At 66.1% G+C, this 15,790-nt stretch carries 15 protein-coding genes; 3 read left to right on the top strand and 12 right to left on the bottom strand.

The genetic code is table 11. The features are described from left to right. Positions 1–64: 64 nt before the first annotated feature. From IVB07_RS38450 to IVB07_RS38430, 5 genes are all read right to left on the bottom strand, one after another. Positions 65–694 carry a histidine phosphatase family protein gene (locus IVB07_RS38450; RefSeq protein WP_018459624.1) on the bottom strand — a complete coding sequence of 210 codons (630 nt, stop codon included), beginning with the start codon at positions 692–694 and terminating at the stop codon, positions 65–67. A 101-nt stretch (positions 695–795) separates the two neighbouring features. Continuing rightward, positions 796–3,021 (bottom strand): PAS domain-containing hybrid sensor histidine kinase/response regulator, encoded by a 2,226-nt coding sequence (locus IVB07_RS38445; RefSeq protein ID WP_018459623.1) that lies wholly within the window; start codon positions 3,019–3,021, stop codon positions 796–798. Positions 3,022–3,161: 140 nt separating this feature from the next. Continuing rightward, the gene (locus IVB07_RS38440) at positions 3,162–3,629 is read right to left on the bottom strand and encodes a hypothetical protein (protein ID WP_085349256.1); all 468 of its coding nucleotides are present in this window, start codon (positions 3,627–3,629) and stop codon (positions 3,162–3,164) included. A gap of 119 nt (positions 3,630–3,748) precedes the next feature. Next, positions 3,749–4,090 (bottom strand): hypothetical protein, encoded by a 342-nt coding sequence (locus IVB07_RS38435; protein WP_018459621.1) that lies wholly within the window; start codon positions 4,088–4,090, stop codon positions 3,749–3,751. 55 nt (positions 4,091–4,145) lie between these two features. Then, positions 4,146–5,684 carry a YifB family Mg chelatase-like AAA ATPase gene (locus tag IVB07_RS38430; RefSeq protein WP_085359551.1) on the bottom strand — a complete coding sequence of 513 codons (1,539 nt, stop codon included), beginning with the start codon at positions 5,682–5,684 and terminating at the stop codon, positions 4,146–4,148. A 228-nt stretch (positions 5,685–5,912) separates the two neighbouring features. Here IVB07_RS38430 and IVB07_RS38425 point away from each other — a divergent pair, with 228 nt between their 5' ends. Continuing rightward, positions 5,913–6,158: a PilZ domain-containing protein gene (locus tag IVB07_RS38425; RefSeq protein ID WP_007598461.1), complete on the top strand. Its 246-nt coding sequence runs from the start codon at positions 5,913–5,915 to the stop codon at positions 6,156–6,158. Between the two features lie 80 nt (positions 6,159–6,238). Beyond that, on the top strand, positions 6,239–7,024 hold the full coding sequence (locus tag IVB07_RS38420; RefSeq protein ID WP_018459619.1) for a tetratricopeptide repeat protein: 786 nt from the start codon (positions 6,239–6,241) through the stop codon (positions 7,022–7,024). Between the two features lie 69 nt (positions 7,025–7,093). Here IVB07_RS38420 and IVB07_RS38415 read toward each other — a convergent pair whose 3' ends face one another. The 7 genes from IVB07_RS38415 to rsmI all read right to left on the bottom strand — a co-directional run bounded on the left by IVB07_RS38415 (position 7,094) and on the right by rsmI (position 14,161). After that, positions 7,094–8,383 carry an AAA family ATPase gene (locus tag IVB07_RS38415; protein ID WP_018459618.1) on the bottom strand — a complete coding sequence of 430 codons (1,290 nt, stop codon included), beginning with the start codon at positions 8,381–8,383 and terminating at the stop codon, positions 7,094–7,096. After that, positions 8,380–9,114, bottom strand: coding sequence for a pilus assembly protein CpaD (locus IVB07_RS38410; protein ID WP_018459617.1), 735 nt, complete (start codon positions 9,112–9,114; stop codon positions 8,380–8,382). Before IVB07_RS38410 ends, IVB07_RS38415 begins: the two co-directional genes overlap by 4 nt. A gap of 57 nt (positions 9,115–9,171) precedes the next feature. Further along, positions 9,172–10,689: a type II and III secretion system protein family protein gene (locus IVB07_RS38405; RefSeq protein ID WP_026233853.1), complete on the bottom strand. Its 1,518-nt coding sequence runs from the start codon at positions 10,687–10,689 to the stop codon at positions 9,172–9,174. A gap of 10 nt (positions 10,690–10,699) precedes the next feature. After that, positions 10,700–11,503, bottom strand: a complete 804-nt coding sequence (gene cpaB / locus IVB07_RS38400; RefSeq protein ID WP_247767431.1) for a Flp pilus assembly protein CpaB — start codon at positions 11,501–11,503, stop codon at positions 10,700–10,702. 364 nt (positions 11,504–11,867) lie between these two features. Next, positions 11,868–12,812 carry a glutathione synthase gene (gene gshB / locus IVB07_RS38395; RefSeq protein WP_018459614.1) on the bottom strand — a complete coding sequence of 315 codons (945 nt, stop codon included), beginning with the start codon at positions 12,810–12,812 and terminating at the stop codon, positions 11,868–11,870. 10 nt (positions 12,813–12,822) lie between these two features. Further along, positions 12,823–13,224, bottom strand: a complete 402-nt coding sequence (locus IVB07_RS38390; protein WP_018459613.1) for a YraN family protein — start codon at positions 13,222–13,224, stop codon at positions 12,823–12,825. After that, entirely contained in the window at positions 13,211–14,161 is a 951-nt protein-coding gene (gene rsmI, locus IVB07_RS38385; protein ID WP_018459612.1) for a 16S rRNA (cytidine(1402)-2'-O)-methyltransferase, read from the bottom strand. The genes IVB07_RS38390 and rsmI overlap by 14 nt, the downstream gene beginning before the upstream one ends. A 408-nt stretch (positions 14,162–14,569) precedes the next feature. Here rsmI and IVB07_RS38380 point away from each other — a divergent pair, with 408 nt between their 5' ends. After that, the gene (locus IVB07_RS38380; RefSeq protein ID WP_018459611.1) at positions 14,570–15,760 is read left to right on the top strand and encodes a penicillin-binding protein activator; all 1,191 of its coding nucleotides are present in this window, start codon (positions 14,570–14,572) and stop codon (positions 15,758–15,760) included. The last annotated feature ends 30 nt before the right edge of the window (positions 15,761–15,790 follow it).

Raw genomic sequence — 15,790 nt, 5'->3', positions numbered from 1 at the left:
CGCAGTGATGCCGGGCTCCCGGCCTGCTCCGCACCCAAGCTGACGTGCGTCGCCGGCAGGTGGCTCACTTGCCTGCCTTCGCGATCCAATCCGCAGGCTTGATGCGTCCTGCAAAGGTTGCGGGACCCGAGCCGCCGGCCTTGTAGACGAAGGCTTCACCTTCCTGCACGTCCCCGGCCTCCTTGCCGAAGGCATCGGCGATGTTGGTCTTGTGGGTGACCAGGAAGGTGTTTGTGCCGGCCTTGGGCGGCGCATCGACGAACTGCCGCACGGCCTGGCCCGCCTTTGCATTTGCACCGGTCGGATTTGCCATGCCCGACGCACTCGCGTTACTGCTGTCCGTCAATGCGTCGACCGGCTTGATCTCGCGGCCGGAGATCAGTCTGCCGGCCTCGATCGCGCGGTTCAGCCGGCTGGTGTAGACGTCGCCGATCGGGATCGCGAGTTCCTTGATGGCCGTCCCGATCTGGCGCGCCATGTCCCGGCCCTTTTCACTGAGCTGACGCTGGGCGCTCATGTCGTCGAATTTGAAAGGGTAGACATCCTTTTGGCTGTCGTCGGTAGCGGTGTGGCGAAACACCAGCACGTAGCCGCCTTGCTTGAGCGAGGCGATCAGTTGCGAGCTATCGGCCGCGGCGGCTTGAGTGGAACCACAGAGAAGGATCACGAAAGCGAGGCGGCAAAGCACGTTCATGCGAAATCCTCTGTTTAAATGCCCCAGAGGATGGTGACGTGCGACGCGGTCGATTTCAATTGTCGATTACCGGCCGAGATCAGGTTCCTATGAAATCCGAATCAAACCGCGAGCTGCCGCGCCGCCGCCAGTCCGGCCAGCGCCTCTTCCAGCTTCTCGCGATCGAGCGGCTTGATCAGAAACCCGTTCATGCCCGCTTCAAAGCAGGCGTAGCGATCTTCCACCAGCGTATTGGCGGTGAGCGCGAGGATCGGCGTGTGATGGCCGCCTCTAGCTGCCTCATGCGCACGGATTCGCTTTGTCGTTTCGATGCCGTCAAGCTGCGGCATCTGGATGTCCATCAGCACGAGATCATAGGGCGTGCCGGCCGATGCCGCGCCGAGCCAGGATTCCAGCGCGGCCTCGCCATTGATCGCGATGACGACGCGGTGGCCGAGTTTCGTCAGCAGCGAGCGCATCAACAGCGCGTTGATCTCGTTGTCCTCGGCGACGAGAACCGACAGGCCTTTCGCCGGTACCGCGGCGGTGGATGGGGCCGAGGGCTCCGGCGCGAGATCGGGCGAGGCGACCTCCGGGGGTAGCGTGAGGCGTGCGGCGAGCGAGGCCGCGCGCAGCGGCTTCACCAGGAAGCCCGTGAAGGCCGGCGAAAGTTTCTCGTGGCGCGAGCCGGACGTCAGCAGCACGAGGCGTTGCGTCGCATGACTGCGTGCGGCTTCGCCGAGGCGGTCGGCGGTGGCAGCGCCGAGCGCGCGATCGATCAGGACCGAATGCCATGAGCGTTCCGGCAGCAGCGCTTCCGCCACCGCGACGTCCGTCACCATGCAGGTCTGGCCGCCCCAGCGCTCCAGCCGGCGCGCGATCAAGGAGGCCTCGATGCCGTCGGCGATCAGCAGGATCGACTTGCCGGTGAGATCGGGGACGGGGAACGCCGTCTGTTCTGCGCCAGCGTGCGCTGGCGCGAGCGGAATCGCGACCTCGAAGGTCGAACCCTTGCCCGGCTCGCTCGTGAGCGTGATGCGGCCGCCCATGCGCTTGACGATGCGCTCGCTGATGGCGAGACCGAGGCCGGTGCCGCCATAGGTGCGGGCGACGCGTTCGTCGGCCTGCTCGAATTCGCGGAAGATGCGCTGTTGCGCGTCGGCTGCGATGCCGATGCCGGTGTCGCGCACCAGAAAACTGATCTCGTTCGGCCAGATGCCGAGCTCGACGATCAGCGCGACGCCGCCGCTCGCAGTGAACTTGATGGCGTTGCCGGCGAGGTTGAGCAGCACCTGGCGCAGCCGCGCGGCGTCGCCGACCACTTCGAGCGGCAGCCGCTCGTCGACATAGGCGGCGATCTCGAGCTGCTTCGCCTGCGCGCGCGGCGCGAGCAGCTCGGTGATGTCCTCGATCAGGGCCGAGAGCGAAAAGGGACGCTGCTCGAGATCGAGCTTGCCGGCTTCGATCTTGGAATAGTCGAGCAACTCCTCGATCAGCGCCATCAGCGCTTCGCCGGAGGTCTTCACGGCCTTGGCGTAGGTCGACTGCTCAGGCGTCAGCGTGGTGTCGAGCAGCAGCCCGCCCATACCGATGATGCCGTTCAGCGGCGTGCGGATCTCGTGCGACGCCATCGCCAGGAAGCGCGATTTGGCCCGGTTGGCGGCGTCGGCCTGATCGCGGGCGTCGGACAGCGCGCGCTCGGTCTCGGTGCGGTCGGTGACGTCGCGTCCGACGCTCTGCAATTCGGCGGGCTGGCCGGCGTCGAGGCGAACATAGCCTTCGCGCCAGGCGATCCAGCGCGCGCCGAGCGGGGTTGTGATCTTCTGGTCGTGAATGCGCGTGCCGTTGCTCTCGCGGGCGCTGTCGCCCTGCTCCAGCACGGCGAAATCAAAGCGCGTGCCGACCAGCGCGCCGCGCGCCTGTCCGGCAAGCGCGCAATAGGCGTCGTTGGCGAAGGTGATGCAGCCATTTGTGTCGCGCAGCACGATCAGATCGCCCTGCTGTTCGAACAGGCTGCGGGCGCGTTCTTCCGCTTCCTTCAGCTCCCAATTGCGGTCGATCAGCGTTTCGTTGTGGGCAGCCAGCGCCCGCATCCGCTTGTTGACGAAGCGCAGGCGCATGCTGAGCGTGGCGAGGCCGAGGCAGGCGAGCGCGAACAGGAAGCTGACGCCGATCGCAAATGCATTGGGATCGTAGCCGGACGTCTCGGACCGGCTGCCGGAGACAAACCCATAGGCGCCGCCGAAGGTCGCCGAGAAGATCATGAAGGAGCGGATCGCAAAGGCGATTCGGGGGTGCTGTCGCCTGAAGCGGCGCATGCGCACCTTGATCCGGAACGTCCGACCCATCGCCACCGACCCGACTGTTTTCTTAAAACGCTACGCTCGCTGTAAACGACGATGTGCTGCCGACCTTGCGAACAGTTTGAGGCCCTGCGACCGCCTCCAAACAGGGTTGACGAGGCGTTAACGGCGCAAAGCGACGCGGCTCAAAGCGAGGCGGCCTGGAGACGGCGGTGGCCGCCGCGGGCGCCGACGATCAGCGCCGCCGCCTCGCGCTGCGAGAAGGTTTTCGAGCGCACATAGACACGGTAATCCGCCGGCCCCTCGGTGGAGAGATAGATCACCTGACCGCCGTCGACGGGCTGCGCGGCAATCGAGATCAGGCGAGTCGAGGGGTTGGCCTGGCAGGACTCCGATTCCGAGCCGAGGCCGTCGTCGACGACGGCGAAGTCGGCCGCGTCCGCATCCTCGGTGATCTGAACCCGCACCGTGGCGCGCGCGGGATCATCGGTGAAGGCGACATGCACGCCGGCGGTCCAGAACAGCGACGTCAGCTCGACCGAGGTGTCGCCGAGGGCGATGCAGGGATGCGAGACCGATCCGATCTCGCTTCGGGCAAACACCGCGGCCGCCAACAGGGGAACAACCGACGCCAGGATCTTGAAACGCAACATGACGCGCTACTCGCCGGGCCCGGTACGGGGAACTGATGGGCCTTATGGTTTGCAGAGCGTAAAGGAAACTCGTTACCGCCGGGTTGATGCCGGTATCCGGGGATGAGGATCTCAGTCGGTCAGGCGCTTCTGTTCGTTTTTCGCTCGACTTCAGTGAGAACCAAATAGCTGTTTTTGCCGAAGCTGATCGCCCACAGCGCCGCCCAGGCACCCCACCTGTTCCTGACCTCGATCTCGACGGTTTGGCCGGGAGTGGTGCGAACGACGAGCGGCTGGCTCCTGCCCCAATCAATGGTCGCCTCGATCGTGCAGGCGCCGGCCGGCAGCGTGATCTCCAACACGCCGTTGCGCGCAAGCTTCCCAACGCTGGTCCCGTTGACCCACAGCTCGTATGACCTCAGCCAATCAGCGTATTGGGACGCACGAACAAATCTGATGGTGCAGGCATTGGCGTCGGTCATAGCTTCACTCTCGGGGAACGTGCTGTTCGTCAGGAAGATGCCGCGGGCGTATCGGTCAGGCGATCTGGCGCACATCCTCCGCGAGTGCGCGGTAGGACAAGGCCTCGGCGAGATGCAGCCGGCCGATCCTGTCCGCATGATCGAGATCGGCCAGCGTGCGCGCCACCCGCAACACGCGGTGATAGCCGCGCGCCGACAGCCGCATGGTCTCGGCGGCGTCGCGCAGCAGCTTCTGGCCTTGCGCATCCGGTTTGGCAATCTCCTCCAGCACCGAGGCCGGCGCTTCGGCATTGGTGCGAACCTTCGGCAGGCCGGCGTCCGCGTAGCGGGCGAGCTGGATATCCCGCGCCGCCGCCACGCGCGCGGCGACTTCGGCCGAGCCCTCTGCGGGCGGCGGCAGGATCAAATCGGCCGCGGTCACCGCGGGAACCTCGATGCGCAAATCGATGCGGTCCATCAGCGGCCCCGAGATGCGGGCCTGGTAGTCGCCCGTGCAGCGATCGATGCGGCCGCGCTTGCAGGCATAGCCGGGCTCGAACGCATTGCCGCAGCGGCAGGGATTCATCGCCGCGACCAGCATGAAGCGTGCGGGATAGGTGACGCGGTGATTGGCGCGGGACACCGAGACCTCGCCGTTCTCCAGCGGCTGGCGCAGCGAATCCAGCACGCGCGGATCGAATTCGGGGAGCTCGTCGAGGAACAGCACGCCCTGATGCGCGAGCGAGATCTCGCCGGGCCGGGCGCGCATGCCGCCGCCGGTGAGCGCAGCCATGCTGGCGGAATGATGCGGCGAGCGAAACGGCCGCCGCGCCGTCAGTGCGCCGCCCTCGATCTCGCCGGCAACAGAGGCGATCATCGAGACCTCGAGCAACTCGCCCGGTGACAGCGGCGGCAGGATCGAGGGCAGGCGTGCCGCCAGCATCGATTTGCCCGCGCCGGGCGCGCCGATCATCAGCAGGTGATGGCCGCCGGCGGCCGCGATCTCCAGCGCCCGCTTGGCGCTCTCCTGGCCCTTGATGTCGCGCAGGTCGAGCGGCGAGCTTGCTGCTTCATGCACCTTCGGCACAGGCCGCGACAGCACCTGCGTTCCCTTGAAATGGTTGGCTATCTGGATCAGCGAACTTGCGGCGATGATCTGGATGTCCGGGCTCGCCCATGCCGCTTCCGAGCCGCAAGCCGCCGGACAAATCAGCCCCTCCTCGCGCACATTGGCGCCGATCGCGGCGGGAAGAACACCGGCCACCGGCGCGATCGATCCGTCGAGGCCAAGCTCGCCCAGAACGGTGAAGCCGGACAGCGCATCCGGAGGGATCGCGCCGATCGCCCCCATCAGGCCGAGCGCGATCGGCAGGTCATAATGGCTGCCCTCCTTGGGCAAATCGGCGGGCGCGAGATTGACGGTGATCCGCCGCGCCGGCAGCGCCAGCCCCGAGGCGATCAGCGCCGAGCGGACCCGCTCGCGCGCCTCCGACACCGCCTTGTCCGGGAGACCGACGATCGCGAAGGCCGGCAGACCGGGCGCGACCTGCACCTGCACGTCGACCGCGCGGGCCTCGATCCCCTCAAAGGCGACGGTAGAAACCCGCTGAACCATGCCCGAACCAGCCTGCCCTTTTGCACAATTAGGGGTAGCAGAGCGGGCCAATTCTTGCAAGAACAATACAGGAACGGGTCGAGGGGCGCCGGAAGGTCCTAACCAATCGTAAACACGACGAAGACACTACGCCTCGAATGCAAGCTGCTCTGCTCAGCACATTCCAACGAATGTCCGCTACTCCTAGGGGTGCGGGATGGGCCGTGGTCTAACGGGTGAACAATTCAAATGCTTGCAAATCGCCGGAGAAGCGAACGACGGATGTGCACGCGGCTCGCCAAGATTCATTTTGGCGCGGGTTCGCTGCCGCGGGACTGCACGATCACGGATATTTCGGATGGCGGCGTGAAAGTCGTGGCGGAATTTCTGGAAGTGCCGCCGCAATTCACCATCATCTTCGCGCCCGACTATTCCCGGCAGTGCCGCCTGCGCTGGCGCATCGGCTGCGAGTTCGGCGCTGAATTCACCGACTGAGCTTTCGGAAGCGCCCCGCCTTAACGGGACTTTAGCGTTAATCGGTAAGCATCTCTGATCAGTCGCCGAGTGATCAGAGTATGTCCAAGCGTTTGTCCGTCGCCTCTCTTCCGGCGAGATATCTGTTTTCCGCGCTTCTGATCCTGGCCCTCGGCGGCTGTCAGACAACCGGCATCGAGGACATCACCGGCGCGCTCGGCGGAAAGTCGGACACGGCTGGCAGGGCCGAGGCCAAGCCGGACGTGAAGCCGGACATGGATGCGCTGCGCGAGCGCTATCGCGCCAAGCCTGGCGATCCCAACGTCGCGCTCGAATACGGCAAGGCGTTGCGCCAGACCGGCCAGCGCGCGCAGGCGCTCGCGGTGCTGGAGCAGGCCGTGCTCGCCCATTCCAGCAACAAGGCGCTGCTCGCCGGCTACGGCCGTGCGCTCGCCGACAGCGGCAGTTTCCAGCAGGCGTTCGACGTCCTCGGCCGCGCGCATTCGCCCGAGGATCCCGACTGGCATATCCTGTCGGCGCAAGGCGCCGCGCTCGATCAGCTCGGTCGCAACGAGGAGGCGCAGCAATATTACGCCGCCGCGCTGAAGATCGTGCCGGACGAGCCGTCGGTGCTGTCCAATCTCGGACTGTCCTACATGCTGCAGAACAATCTGCCGCGGGCTGAGGAAACGATGCGCCGGGCGCACGAGCGCAATCCCGCCGATTTCCGCGTGCGCGCCAATCTCGCGCTCGTGCTGGGACTCGAAGGAAAGCAGGCCGAGGCCGAAGCCATCGTGAAGGCGGACCTGCCGCCGGATCAGGCGGCGGCCAAGGTCACGGCGCTGCGGCAGTTGCTGGTGAAGAAGCAGCAGCGGGCGGAGAAGTAACTCGCTCGCGCGCGTCAGGATGCCGTGTCAGGAAGCCTTGGTCCGAACGCCTTGCTCAGAACGCCTTGCTCAGGATGCCTTGCGATGCGGGGCTGACCCGCGACCCGACCTGCCCTTCAGCTTCTTCAGCAGCGGCCCGAGCAGCGAGCGCTTCGGCTTCTTCACTTCGCCCCGCCCGGCGAGGCGGTTCGCCATGTTCTGGAACAGCTCGGTGGTGCGGTGGCTCTTGGAGACCTCCGCGATCATCTGGCCGTTGTTGGCCGCGGTCGAGAACAGCTTCGAATCGAACGGGATCACCGCGATCGGCTGGCTCTCCATGGTCTTGGCGAAGGCCTTGACCTCGATCTCCGCCCGCTTGGGCATGCCGACCTGGTTGATGCAGTAGAGCGGCGGCCGGTCGTTCGGCCGCGCCGCCTTCAAGACGTTCAGCATGTTCTTGGTGTTGCGCAGGTTCGCAAGATCGGGCTCGGCCACGATGACGATGTCGTCCGCGTTGACCAGCGCGCGACGGGTCCAGCCCGACCATTGATGGGGAACATCGAGCACGATGCAGGGCGTGGTCATGCGCAGCGTGTCGAACACCGCGTCAAAGGCCTCCGCGCCGAAATCGTAGACGCGGTCAAGGGTGGCGGGCGCAGCAAGCAGGCTGAGACGCTCGGTGCATTTGGAGAGCAGACGCTCTATCAGGGCCGTGTCCGGCCGATCCTGCGACAGCACCGCATTGGCGATGCCTTGCACCGGGTCCTGGTTGTAGTCGAGACCCGCGGTGCCGAAGGCGAGGTCGAGATCGATCACGACGGAATCGAGCGCGAGGTCGCGGGCGATGGTCCAGGCCACATTGTGCGCGACGGTGGAGGCACCGACACCGCCCTTGGCCCCGACCACCGCGATGACGCGGCCGGTGATGATGGTTTCGGACGCCGAGAACAGGCTGCAGATCGAGCGGACGACGTCGAGCGTTTCGACCGGTCCCACCACATAGTCGTTGACGCCGCGGCGGACCAACTCGCGATAGGGCGCGGTGTCGTTGGGATTGCCGATCACGACCACACGGGTGCCGGGATCGCAGACGCCGGCGAGGTCGTCGAGGCCCTCGAGGATGTCGCGGGTGCCGTCGGATTCGATCACGATGACGTTCGGCGTCGGCATCGTTTCATAGACTTCGATTGCCGCCGCGAGGCCACCGTCCTTGGCCGTGAGATGCGCCTTGGCGAGACGGCGATCCTGCCCGGCCGCGGTCACCGCGGCGAGCGTCTGCGCGGTCTCGCAAAAGGCTTGCACGGAGATGCGAGGAACCGGCGCAATGTGTTCCTCGGGGTGCTGCGGATCGTCCGCTTCTTCGTCGTGGACGCGTGTCATCTGCCTGTATCGCTGAGTTTGGCCTTGTCGGCGTCTGGATTGCTGCTCGCGATCGGCGTGCCCTTGCGATAGCGCTCGAAGGCCATGTCACGCCGTGCGTTATAGACCGGCGTCTCGGACCGCGGCTGCTCCAGGTCGGCCGGATTGTCGATCATGGCCGCGAGGTTGCGCTGGCTGGCGCAGCCCAGATTGAAATAGGGCCGGTTCTCGTTGTAGCCGGGGTCGAGGATGGAGGGGCCGATATCTTCCGGCCACAGCCCGCAGGGGCCGGCGACCGCGGCGATCCGGGAATAGCTCAGGCGGATGGTGGGCAGCAGCCCTGGATCCTCGGGCCGATAGGGATGCTGGACGATGGCACGCGATGGCACGCCGACGGATGCGAGCACGGAACGGATCTCGTGATAGGTCGCCGCCGCCGCGCGCGAATTCGCCGCGTTGACCGGGACGTCGACCACGACCGAGCCGGTGCCTTCGCGCACCCAGTCCCGGGCAATGCCGGCGACGTCCGCGTGCTGCGCGGCCGAGAGGCCGCCGCGAGCCTTGCCGACGAAGATCACGATCGACTTCTTGGCTTCCTCGACCGCGATCGGGTGACGCTGGCGATAGTCGGTCGGCACCGTCTGGGTGACGATCTCGCCGGTGGTGTTGCAGGCGCCCAGCATGACGGAGAGCCCCGTCAGTGCCAGCGCGACGCTCAACCCGCGACGTCGATCGGCCATGGTCTTCGTCATCGCTTCATCCCCTCGTGCCCCGTCTCTTGCCCCGTTCCCCAACCTGTCCGTTCGTCGTCAGTCGATGATGAAGCCGAAATCGCCGGGCGTGCCCGCGATCGGATCGACGCGGCGCGCGACGCCATAGAGGCGGTTCATGCGACCGAGCAGCGCCGTCTGGGCGTCAGACGCCGGGGCGAAGCCGTCGTCGGGGCGGGACAGCTCCTTCTGAGCCACCGCGCGCACCACATAGGGCGTCACGATCACCATCAGCTCGGTTTCGTTGTTGACGAAGTCCTGGCTGCGGAACAGCGCGCCGATGATCGGCACCTGGTCGACGCCGGGCAGGCCGTTGATCGCCTGTTTGGTCTGCTGCTGGATCAGGCCGGCCATGGCCATCGAGCCGCCCGAGGGAATTTCCAGCGTCGTTTCGGCGCGGCGGGTCTGGATCGAGGGGATGGTGATCGAGTTGGTCGAGCTCGACGACAGCGCCTGGGTCACCGTGATGGCGCTTTGGTTCGACAGCTCGGACACCTCGGTCATCACCCGCAGGCTGATCCGTCCCTCGCTCAGCACGACCGGGGTGAAGTTCAGGGAGATGCCGAACTTCTTGTAGGTGATCTGGGTGGTGCAAACGTGGGTGACGGGATCGCAGGCATAGCCCGAGGGAATGGGGAATTCGCCGCCGGCGATGAAGGTGGCGGATTCGCCGGAGATCGCGGTCAGGCTCGGCTCGGCGAGCGTGCGCATGACACCGGCACTTTCCATCGCGCGCATCGTGGCGCTGACGGTCGCGAAGCCTTTGGTGAGACCGGCGACACCTAATCCGTTGTTGCTGACGATCGGTCCGCCGCTGACCGAGAACGGGTTGGAATTGTTGAAGTTCACCACCGCGGTGCCGGCGTTCAGACTGGCGCTGAGATCGACGCCCAACTGCTTGACGATATCGCGGCGCACTTCGCCGACGACGACCTTGAGCATCACCTGGTCGCGGCCGCGCACGATGATGTTATTGACCACCTTGTCGGAGCCGCCGACCAGTTTCGCGGCGACGTCGCCGGCCTGCTGGGCCTCGACCGGGCTCGATACCGAGCCTGTCAGCATCACGCTGTCGCCGACGCCTTCGATCTGCACGCCCGGCAGCGACTGGCGCAGCGCCGTGCGCATGCCGTTGAGATCGCGCTTCACCGCGATATCGTAGGCGGCGACCTGCTGGCCGTCTGCGGCGAAGAACACGACGTTGGTCTGGCCGACCTGTCCGCCGATGATATAGGCGCGTTGGGCCGAGCGGATCACGGCATTGGCGATCTTGGGATCGGCGACCAGCACGTCCTTGACGTCGCGCGGCAGGTCGATGACGGCGGACTTGCCGACGCCGAGCGACAGGAAGCGCGTCTTCGCCGGCGCGATCGTCCCGACCGGCGAAACATCGAGATCGGCTGCCTGCATCGGCGCCTGGTCGCCGACCGGCGCATCTGCGGCGCTGACGACATCGGGGGCTGCGAGGAGCCCCAGGGTCAGCATCGTCCCCGTCCAGAACGAGCGCGCGCGATTCCCCCGAATGCGCATGCCCGTCCGATCATCCCCGTAGTTCATCATGTCCCCATCACTTCTGTGACGTCAGTTGCCGCGCCTGTACGCCGTAGCGGATCACGTTGACCCCGCCGGACCGCTTGCTCGCCTGGTCCTCGGGCGTGCTGTCGACCGAGTTGGCATCGACGATGCTGCGCAGCGCGAGTGTCAGCGTGCCGCCCTGGCGCGCTGCCGATAGCGCGGCGACCTGGTCGGGTTTAAGCTCGAGCGTGACGGTCCTGCCGACGACGGCGTTCTGGCCTTCCTTTTCCTTCGGCGCCTGGTCGATCGCGAGCACGCGGATATTGGTCAGGATCGCTTCGGATAGGATGAGGTCGTTACCGGCGGCCCCGTCAGGATTCTTCAGGCGGCGGGTCAGCATGATGTCGACGCGGTCATTCGGCAGGATGAAGCCGCCGGCGGCAGTCTCGGCTGAAATCTCGGTGGAGACGGCGCGCATGCCCGACGGCAGGATCGCGGCCATGAAGCCGGAGCCGTCGGCCCTGACCAGCTTCTGCTCGCGGATTGGCTCGCCCTGCATAAACGGCACGCGTGCGATCGAGCCTGCAATCTGGATCTGCGCCTCGGGCCTGTTGTCGCGGCGGATGAAGGCGCTGCTCGCGGTCGCCGCCGGCCAGAGCTGCCATTGCAGGTCCTCGGGCTTCACGGCTTGACCGAGCTGGATGTCGTTCTTGGCGACCAGGACCTCGACCGTCGGCAGCTTCTCGGCGACGGGGAGAACGGGCGCGGGCTTGTTGTCATAGCCGCTCGCCAGATACGCAGCGACGCCGCCGGCGCCCAGTGCGATGACGAGAACGACAATGCGTGCGGTGTTCATACGCTTCTACTCTACGCGGGGCACTCGAACCGCACCTGGCGGGCTCCCCGACATCGATGAGTAGGCAGCAAAAGTATAAGCGGTGTTGCGAGGCCGAATGTGATCGACGGCCGCGCTGTGGTCTTTCGGCAGATGGTGAACGTCGCGTTAGCCGGTCGGCCACCGGCCCCGTAGTTTCACGCAGTGCGGCCACTGCGTTCGAATGATGCGCGCGGCGTCATGGTGAATGGGTGGTTAGTGGTGTGTGGGGTGATGCCGCGCATGCATTACGTAGCCTGGATGGAGCGAAGCGCAATCCGGGGCCGCTGAACATGATGTGGCATCCCGGATTTCGCTGCGCTCCATCCGGGCTACGGGCCGGCGGCTACTTCGCGCGCTTTTGCTCGATCACGTCCCAGAGCTTTGCGGCAACGTCCGGTCCGCCGAGCCGCGCGATGGCGCGGATGCCGGTCGGCGAGGTCACGTTGATCTCGGTGAGGTTGCCGTTGATGACGTCGATGCCGACGAACAACAGCCCGCGCTCGCGCAGCGCCGGGCCGACGGTAGCGCAGATCTCGCGCTCGCGCGGCGTGAGCTCGGTCTCCTGCGCAGCGCCGCCGCGCACCATGTTGGAGCGGAGGTCGTCGGCGGCCGGGACACGATTCACCGCGCCCGCGAACTCGCCGTTGATCAGGATGATGCGCTTGTCGCCGTGCTTCACCTCGGGGATGAACTGCTGGATCACCCAGGCTTCCTTGAATGTCACCGAGAACATGTCGAACAGCGAGCCGAAATTCATGTCCTGCGGCATCACGCGGAACACCGCAGCGCCGCCATGGCCGTGCAGCGGCTTCATGACGACGGCGCCATGCCTGTCGCGAAAGGCGTTGATCTCGTCGAGATCGCGCGAGATCAGCGTCGGCGGCATCAGCTGCGGGAAGTTCATCACGAACAGCTTTTCCGGCGCGTTGCGCACCGATGCGGGGTCATTGACGACGAGTGTCTTCGGATGGATGCGTTCGAGAAGGTGCGTCGAGGTGATGTAGGCGAGGTCGAACGGCGGATCCTGGCGCAGCAACACCACGTCGAAGCTGTTGAGCGCCTCGCGCCTGGGTTCGCCCAGGGTGAAATGATTGCCGGGCTCGTCGCGCACGGTGAGCAGCTGAACCGGAGCGACGATTTCCTCGCCGACCATCGAGAGCTTGTCGGGCGTGTAATAGGACAGGCCGTGGCCGCGCTTCTGCGCCTCCAGGAGCAGCGCAAAGGTGGAATCGCCCTTGATGTTGATGCGGGCGATGGGGTCCATCTGGACGGCGACGTTCAGTTTCATGGTCTGCCTTTCAGGTCGAGGCGTCGAATGCCGCCAACACATGGCGTGGAAGTCGTTTCGGCGCAATCAGCATGGCATCGAATCGCATTTCAAATTCCGCATGCTCGGGATGCGCGACGAGCCAGCCTTGCGCGGCATCGATGATGCGCTGCTGCTGGCGCGGCGTCACGGCGAAGGCGGCGTCGTCCAGCGTCGCGCGCGCCTTGACCTCGACGAAGGCGATCAAATTGCGGCGGCGCGCCACGATGTCGATCTCGCCATGCGGCGTGCGGTAACGTTTGGCGAGGATGCGGTAGCCCTTGGCCATGAGATAAGCCGCAGCGCGGCTTTCCGCAGAGATGCCGGTGTGGAACGCGGCGACGCGCTCGGGCGAGGCGATTTTCGGTTCCGACGGGACGTCAGTCTTCGCCATCGCCGCCCCGCAGATCTTTGGCAAGCTCAAGCGCGCGGGCATAGACCTCGCGGCGCGGCCGGCCCGAGAGGGCGACCGCATGCGCCACCGCATCCTTGACGCTGTTCGCGGCAAGCTGCTCACGCAGGACGTCGTCGAGCGCATCCGATGTCAGCATCTCGGCATCCGCCGCAGGCGGAGCGATCACCAGCACGAATTCGCCGCGCGTCTCCAGCGTGTCGGCATCGCGCGCCAGCTCACGCAGCGTCGCGCGCGAAATCTGCTCGTGCAGTTTGGTCAGCTCGCGGCAAATCGCGGCTTCCCGGGTCCCCATGATCTCGGCGAGCTCGGCGAGCGTGTCCTGCACGCGGTTGCCGGAATCGAACATCACCAGCGTCGCATCGATGCGCGCAAGCTCGGCCACGCGCGACTTTCGCGCGGCGGATTTCGAAGGCAGAAAGCCTTCGAAGAAGAAGCGGTCGGTCGGCAGCGCTGCGACCGATAGCGCCGCCAGCACCGAGGACGGGCCGGGCAGCGCGTAGACCGCGTGGCCGGCGGCGCAGACCTCGCGCACCAGCTTGTAGCCGGGGTCCGAGATCAACGGCGTGCCGGCATCCGACACCAGCGCGATCGAGCCGCCCTGCGAAAGCCGCTCCAGGATCTTCGGACGGGCCGCTTCAGCGTTGTGCTCGTGATACTGCTTGAGCTGCGCAGAGATGTCGTAGCGCTCGGTCAGACGCCGCGTGATGCGGGTGTCCTCGCAGGCGATGACGTCGACCCCGGCGAGGGTCTGCAGCGCCCGCAGCGTGATGTCACCGAGATTGCCGATGGGGGTCGCCACCAGGTGCAGGCCAGGCGCGGCCTTCGGCGCGACAAGCCGATGGGCGTCGACGGAGAAACCGCGCGAGGCGGCCTCCGTCGTCTCAGGTGTGTTTGTCGGGGACGGCTTTGCGCGCATAATCAGACGAACTTAGGTATGATCCCCGGGGCTGGGAACCGGTCCCCGGAAAAAGATCGTGCCTGGGCGAGGCAAGGGGCGAGGCAGGACTGGAATGTGATCCATTCGGCATCACATTCCCCAGGGAATGAAGCGTCAGCGCCATATTCGCGGCGGAAACGCCGCCTTGATGCTGGGTGACGGACGGCAGACAGCTAGCCAGAACTTGAAAGGAAGCCGCGTTAAGCGGGCATTATCCTTTTGTTTGAGTTAACTATTTGCCGACAATATGCCTGAATCCATGGCCGGTGTCGTGGAAAGAATGTCGTGACCGGCTGGCGACGGTCGGTCGGAAGAGAAACTGTCATGACGGGCCCACGTGATCCCAGATCCTCCTTTTCGGAGGAGTCTCCCGTTCAGGGGCCCCTGATGTCAGGGGCGACGCGGCGAAGCGCGCTCGGTCTGTTGCTCGGCGCGCCGCTGCTGTCGGCCTGCGCCGGCGTGCAGCAGAGCCTGAGCCAGTTCTCCAATCCGTTCAGCAGTTCCTCCCCGCCTCCGGCCCAGCCGGCCGGCCCGCCGCAACAGGCGACGACCGCCGGCACCGGCGGGGTGAAGGTTGCCGTGATCCTGCCGCTGTCGGCATCTGGCAATGCCGGCCTTGCCGCGCAGTCGATGCGCAACGCCGCCGAGATGGCGCTGGCCGAGTTCCAGAATCCCAACATCCAGCTCCTGATCAAGGACGACAATGGTAGCCCGCAGGGCGCGCAGGCCAGTGCGCAGCAGGCGGTCGATGAGGGCGCCGAGATCATCCTGGGGCCGCTATTCGCGCAGTCGGTGCCTGCGGTGGCGCAGATCGCGCGCACGCGCGGCATCCCGGTGATGGCGTTCTCGACCGATTCCAGCATCGCCGGCCGCGGTGTCTATCTGCTGAGCTTCCTGCCGGAGTCCGACGTCAACCGCATCGTCGAATATTCCGCCAGCATCGGGAAGCGCTCCGTCGCCGTGCTCGTGCCCGACAATGCCTATGGCAATGTGGTCGAGGCCGCGGTGAAGGCGGCGGTGCCGCGCCGCGGAGGGCGCATCGTCGCGTTCGAGAAATACGGCGCCGATCGCGCCACGCCGGCCCGGACCGTGGCGCAGCAGCTCGGCAGCGCCGATGCGCTGTTCATCGCCGATGATGGCGACGCCGTCGTCTCGGTCGCCGATGCGATGAGCGCGGCGGGTGCGAATCTGCGCAATATCCAGCTGCTCGGCACCGGCCTGTGGGACAGTCCGCGCGTCTATGCCAGCTCCAACTTGCAAGGCGGCCTCTACGCCGCGCCGGACCCGGCCGGCTTCCGCGCCTTCTCCGGCCGCTATCGCACCAAATATGGCGCCGAGCCCGTGCGCACCGCCACGCTTGCCTATGATGCGGTCGCCCTGGTGGCCGCGCTGGCGCGTACGCAGGGCACGACGCGCTTTTCGTCGGACGTGCTCACCAATCCCTCTGGCTTTGCCGGCATCGACGGCCTGTTCCGCTTTCGCGCCGACGGCACCAATGAGCGGGGCTTGGCGGTGATGAAGGTCACGACCGGCGGCGGCGTTGCGGTCGCGGGCTCGCCGAAGAGCTTTGGGGCGTAGCTGTTTCCTCGACGTCGTCCTGGCTTTCGC

The organism is Bradyrhizobium sp. 172, assembly GCF_023101065.1.
GTDB classification, from domain to species: domain Bacteria; phylum Pseudomonadota; class Alphaproteobacteria; order Rhizobiales; family Xanthobacteraceae; genus Bradyrhizobium; species Bradyrhizobium canariense_D.
The sequence above is the reverse complement of the archived record's forward strand: the minus strand, read 5'-3'. Positions and strand labels throughout refer to the sequence as shown.

Coding starts and splice junctions, on each gene's coding strand:
- IVB07_RS38430 (WP_085359551.1), bottom strand. CDS start 5,684: ATGGTTCAGCGGGTTTCTACCGTCGCCTTTGAGGGGATCGAGGCCCGC.
- IVB07_RS38410 (WP_018459617.1), bottom strand. CDS start 9,114: ATGACGAAGACCATGGCCGATCGACGTCGCGGGTTGAGCGTCGCGCTG.
- IVB07_RS38435 (WP_018459621.1), bottom strand. CDS start 4,090: ATGACCGACGCCAATGCCTGCACCATCAGATTTGTTCGTGCGTCCCAA.
- rsmI (WP_018459612.1), bottom strand. CDS start 14,161: ATGCGCGCAAAGCCGTCCCCGACAAACACACCTGAGACGACGGAGGCC.
- IVB07_RS38450 (WP_018459624.1), bottom strand. CDS start 694: ATGAACGTGCTTTGCCGCCTCGCTTTCGTGATCCTTCTCTGTGGTTCC.
- IVB07_RS38415 (WP_018459618.1), bottom strand. CDS start 8,383: ATGACACGCGTCCACGACGAAGAAGCGGACGATCCGCAGCACCCCGAG.
- IVB07_RS38445 (WP_018459623.1), bottom strand. CDS start 3,021: ATGGGTCGGACGTTCCGGATCAAGGTGCGCATGCGCCGCTTCAGGCGA.
- gshB (WP_018459614.1), bottom strand. CDS start 12,812: ATGAAACTGAACGTCGCCGTCCAGATGGACCCCATCGCCCGCATCAAC.
- IVB07_RS38390 (WP_018459613.1), bottom strand. CDS start 13,224: ATGGCGAAGACTGACGTCCCGTCGGAACCGAAAATCGCCTCGCCCGAG.
- IVB07_RS38380 (WP_018459611.1), top strand. CDS start 14,570: ATGTCAGGGGCGACGCGGCGAAGCGCGCTCGGTCTGTTGCTCGGCGCG.
- IVB07_RS38420 (WP_018459619.1), top strand. CDS start 6,239: ATGTCCAAGCGTTTGTCCGTCGCCTCTCTTCCGGCGAGATATCTGTTT.
- cpaB (WP_247767431.1), bottom strand. CDS start 11,503: ATGAACACCGCACGCATTGTCGTTCTCGTCATCGCACTGGGCGCCGGC.
- IVB07_RS38425 (WP_007598461.1), top strand. CDS start 5,913: ATGCTTGCAAATCGCCGGAGAAGCGAACGACGGATGTGCACGCGGCTC.
- IVB07_RS38440 (WP_085349256.1), bottom strand. CDS start 3,629: ATGTTGCGTTTCAAGATCCTGGCGTCGGTTGTTCCCCTGTTGGCGGCC.
- IVB07_RS38405 (WP_026233853.1), bottom strand. CDS start 10,689: ATGAACTACGGGGATGATCGGACGGGCATGCGCATTCGGGGGAATCGC.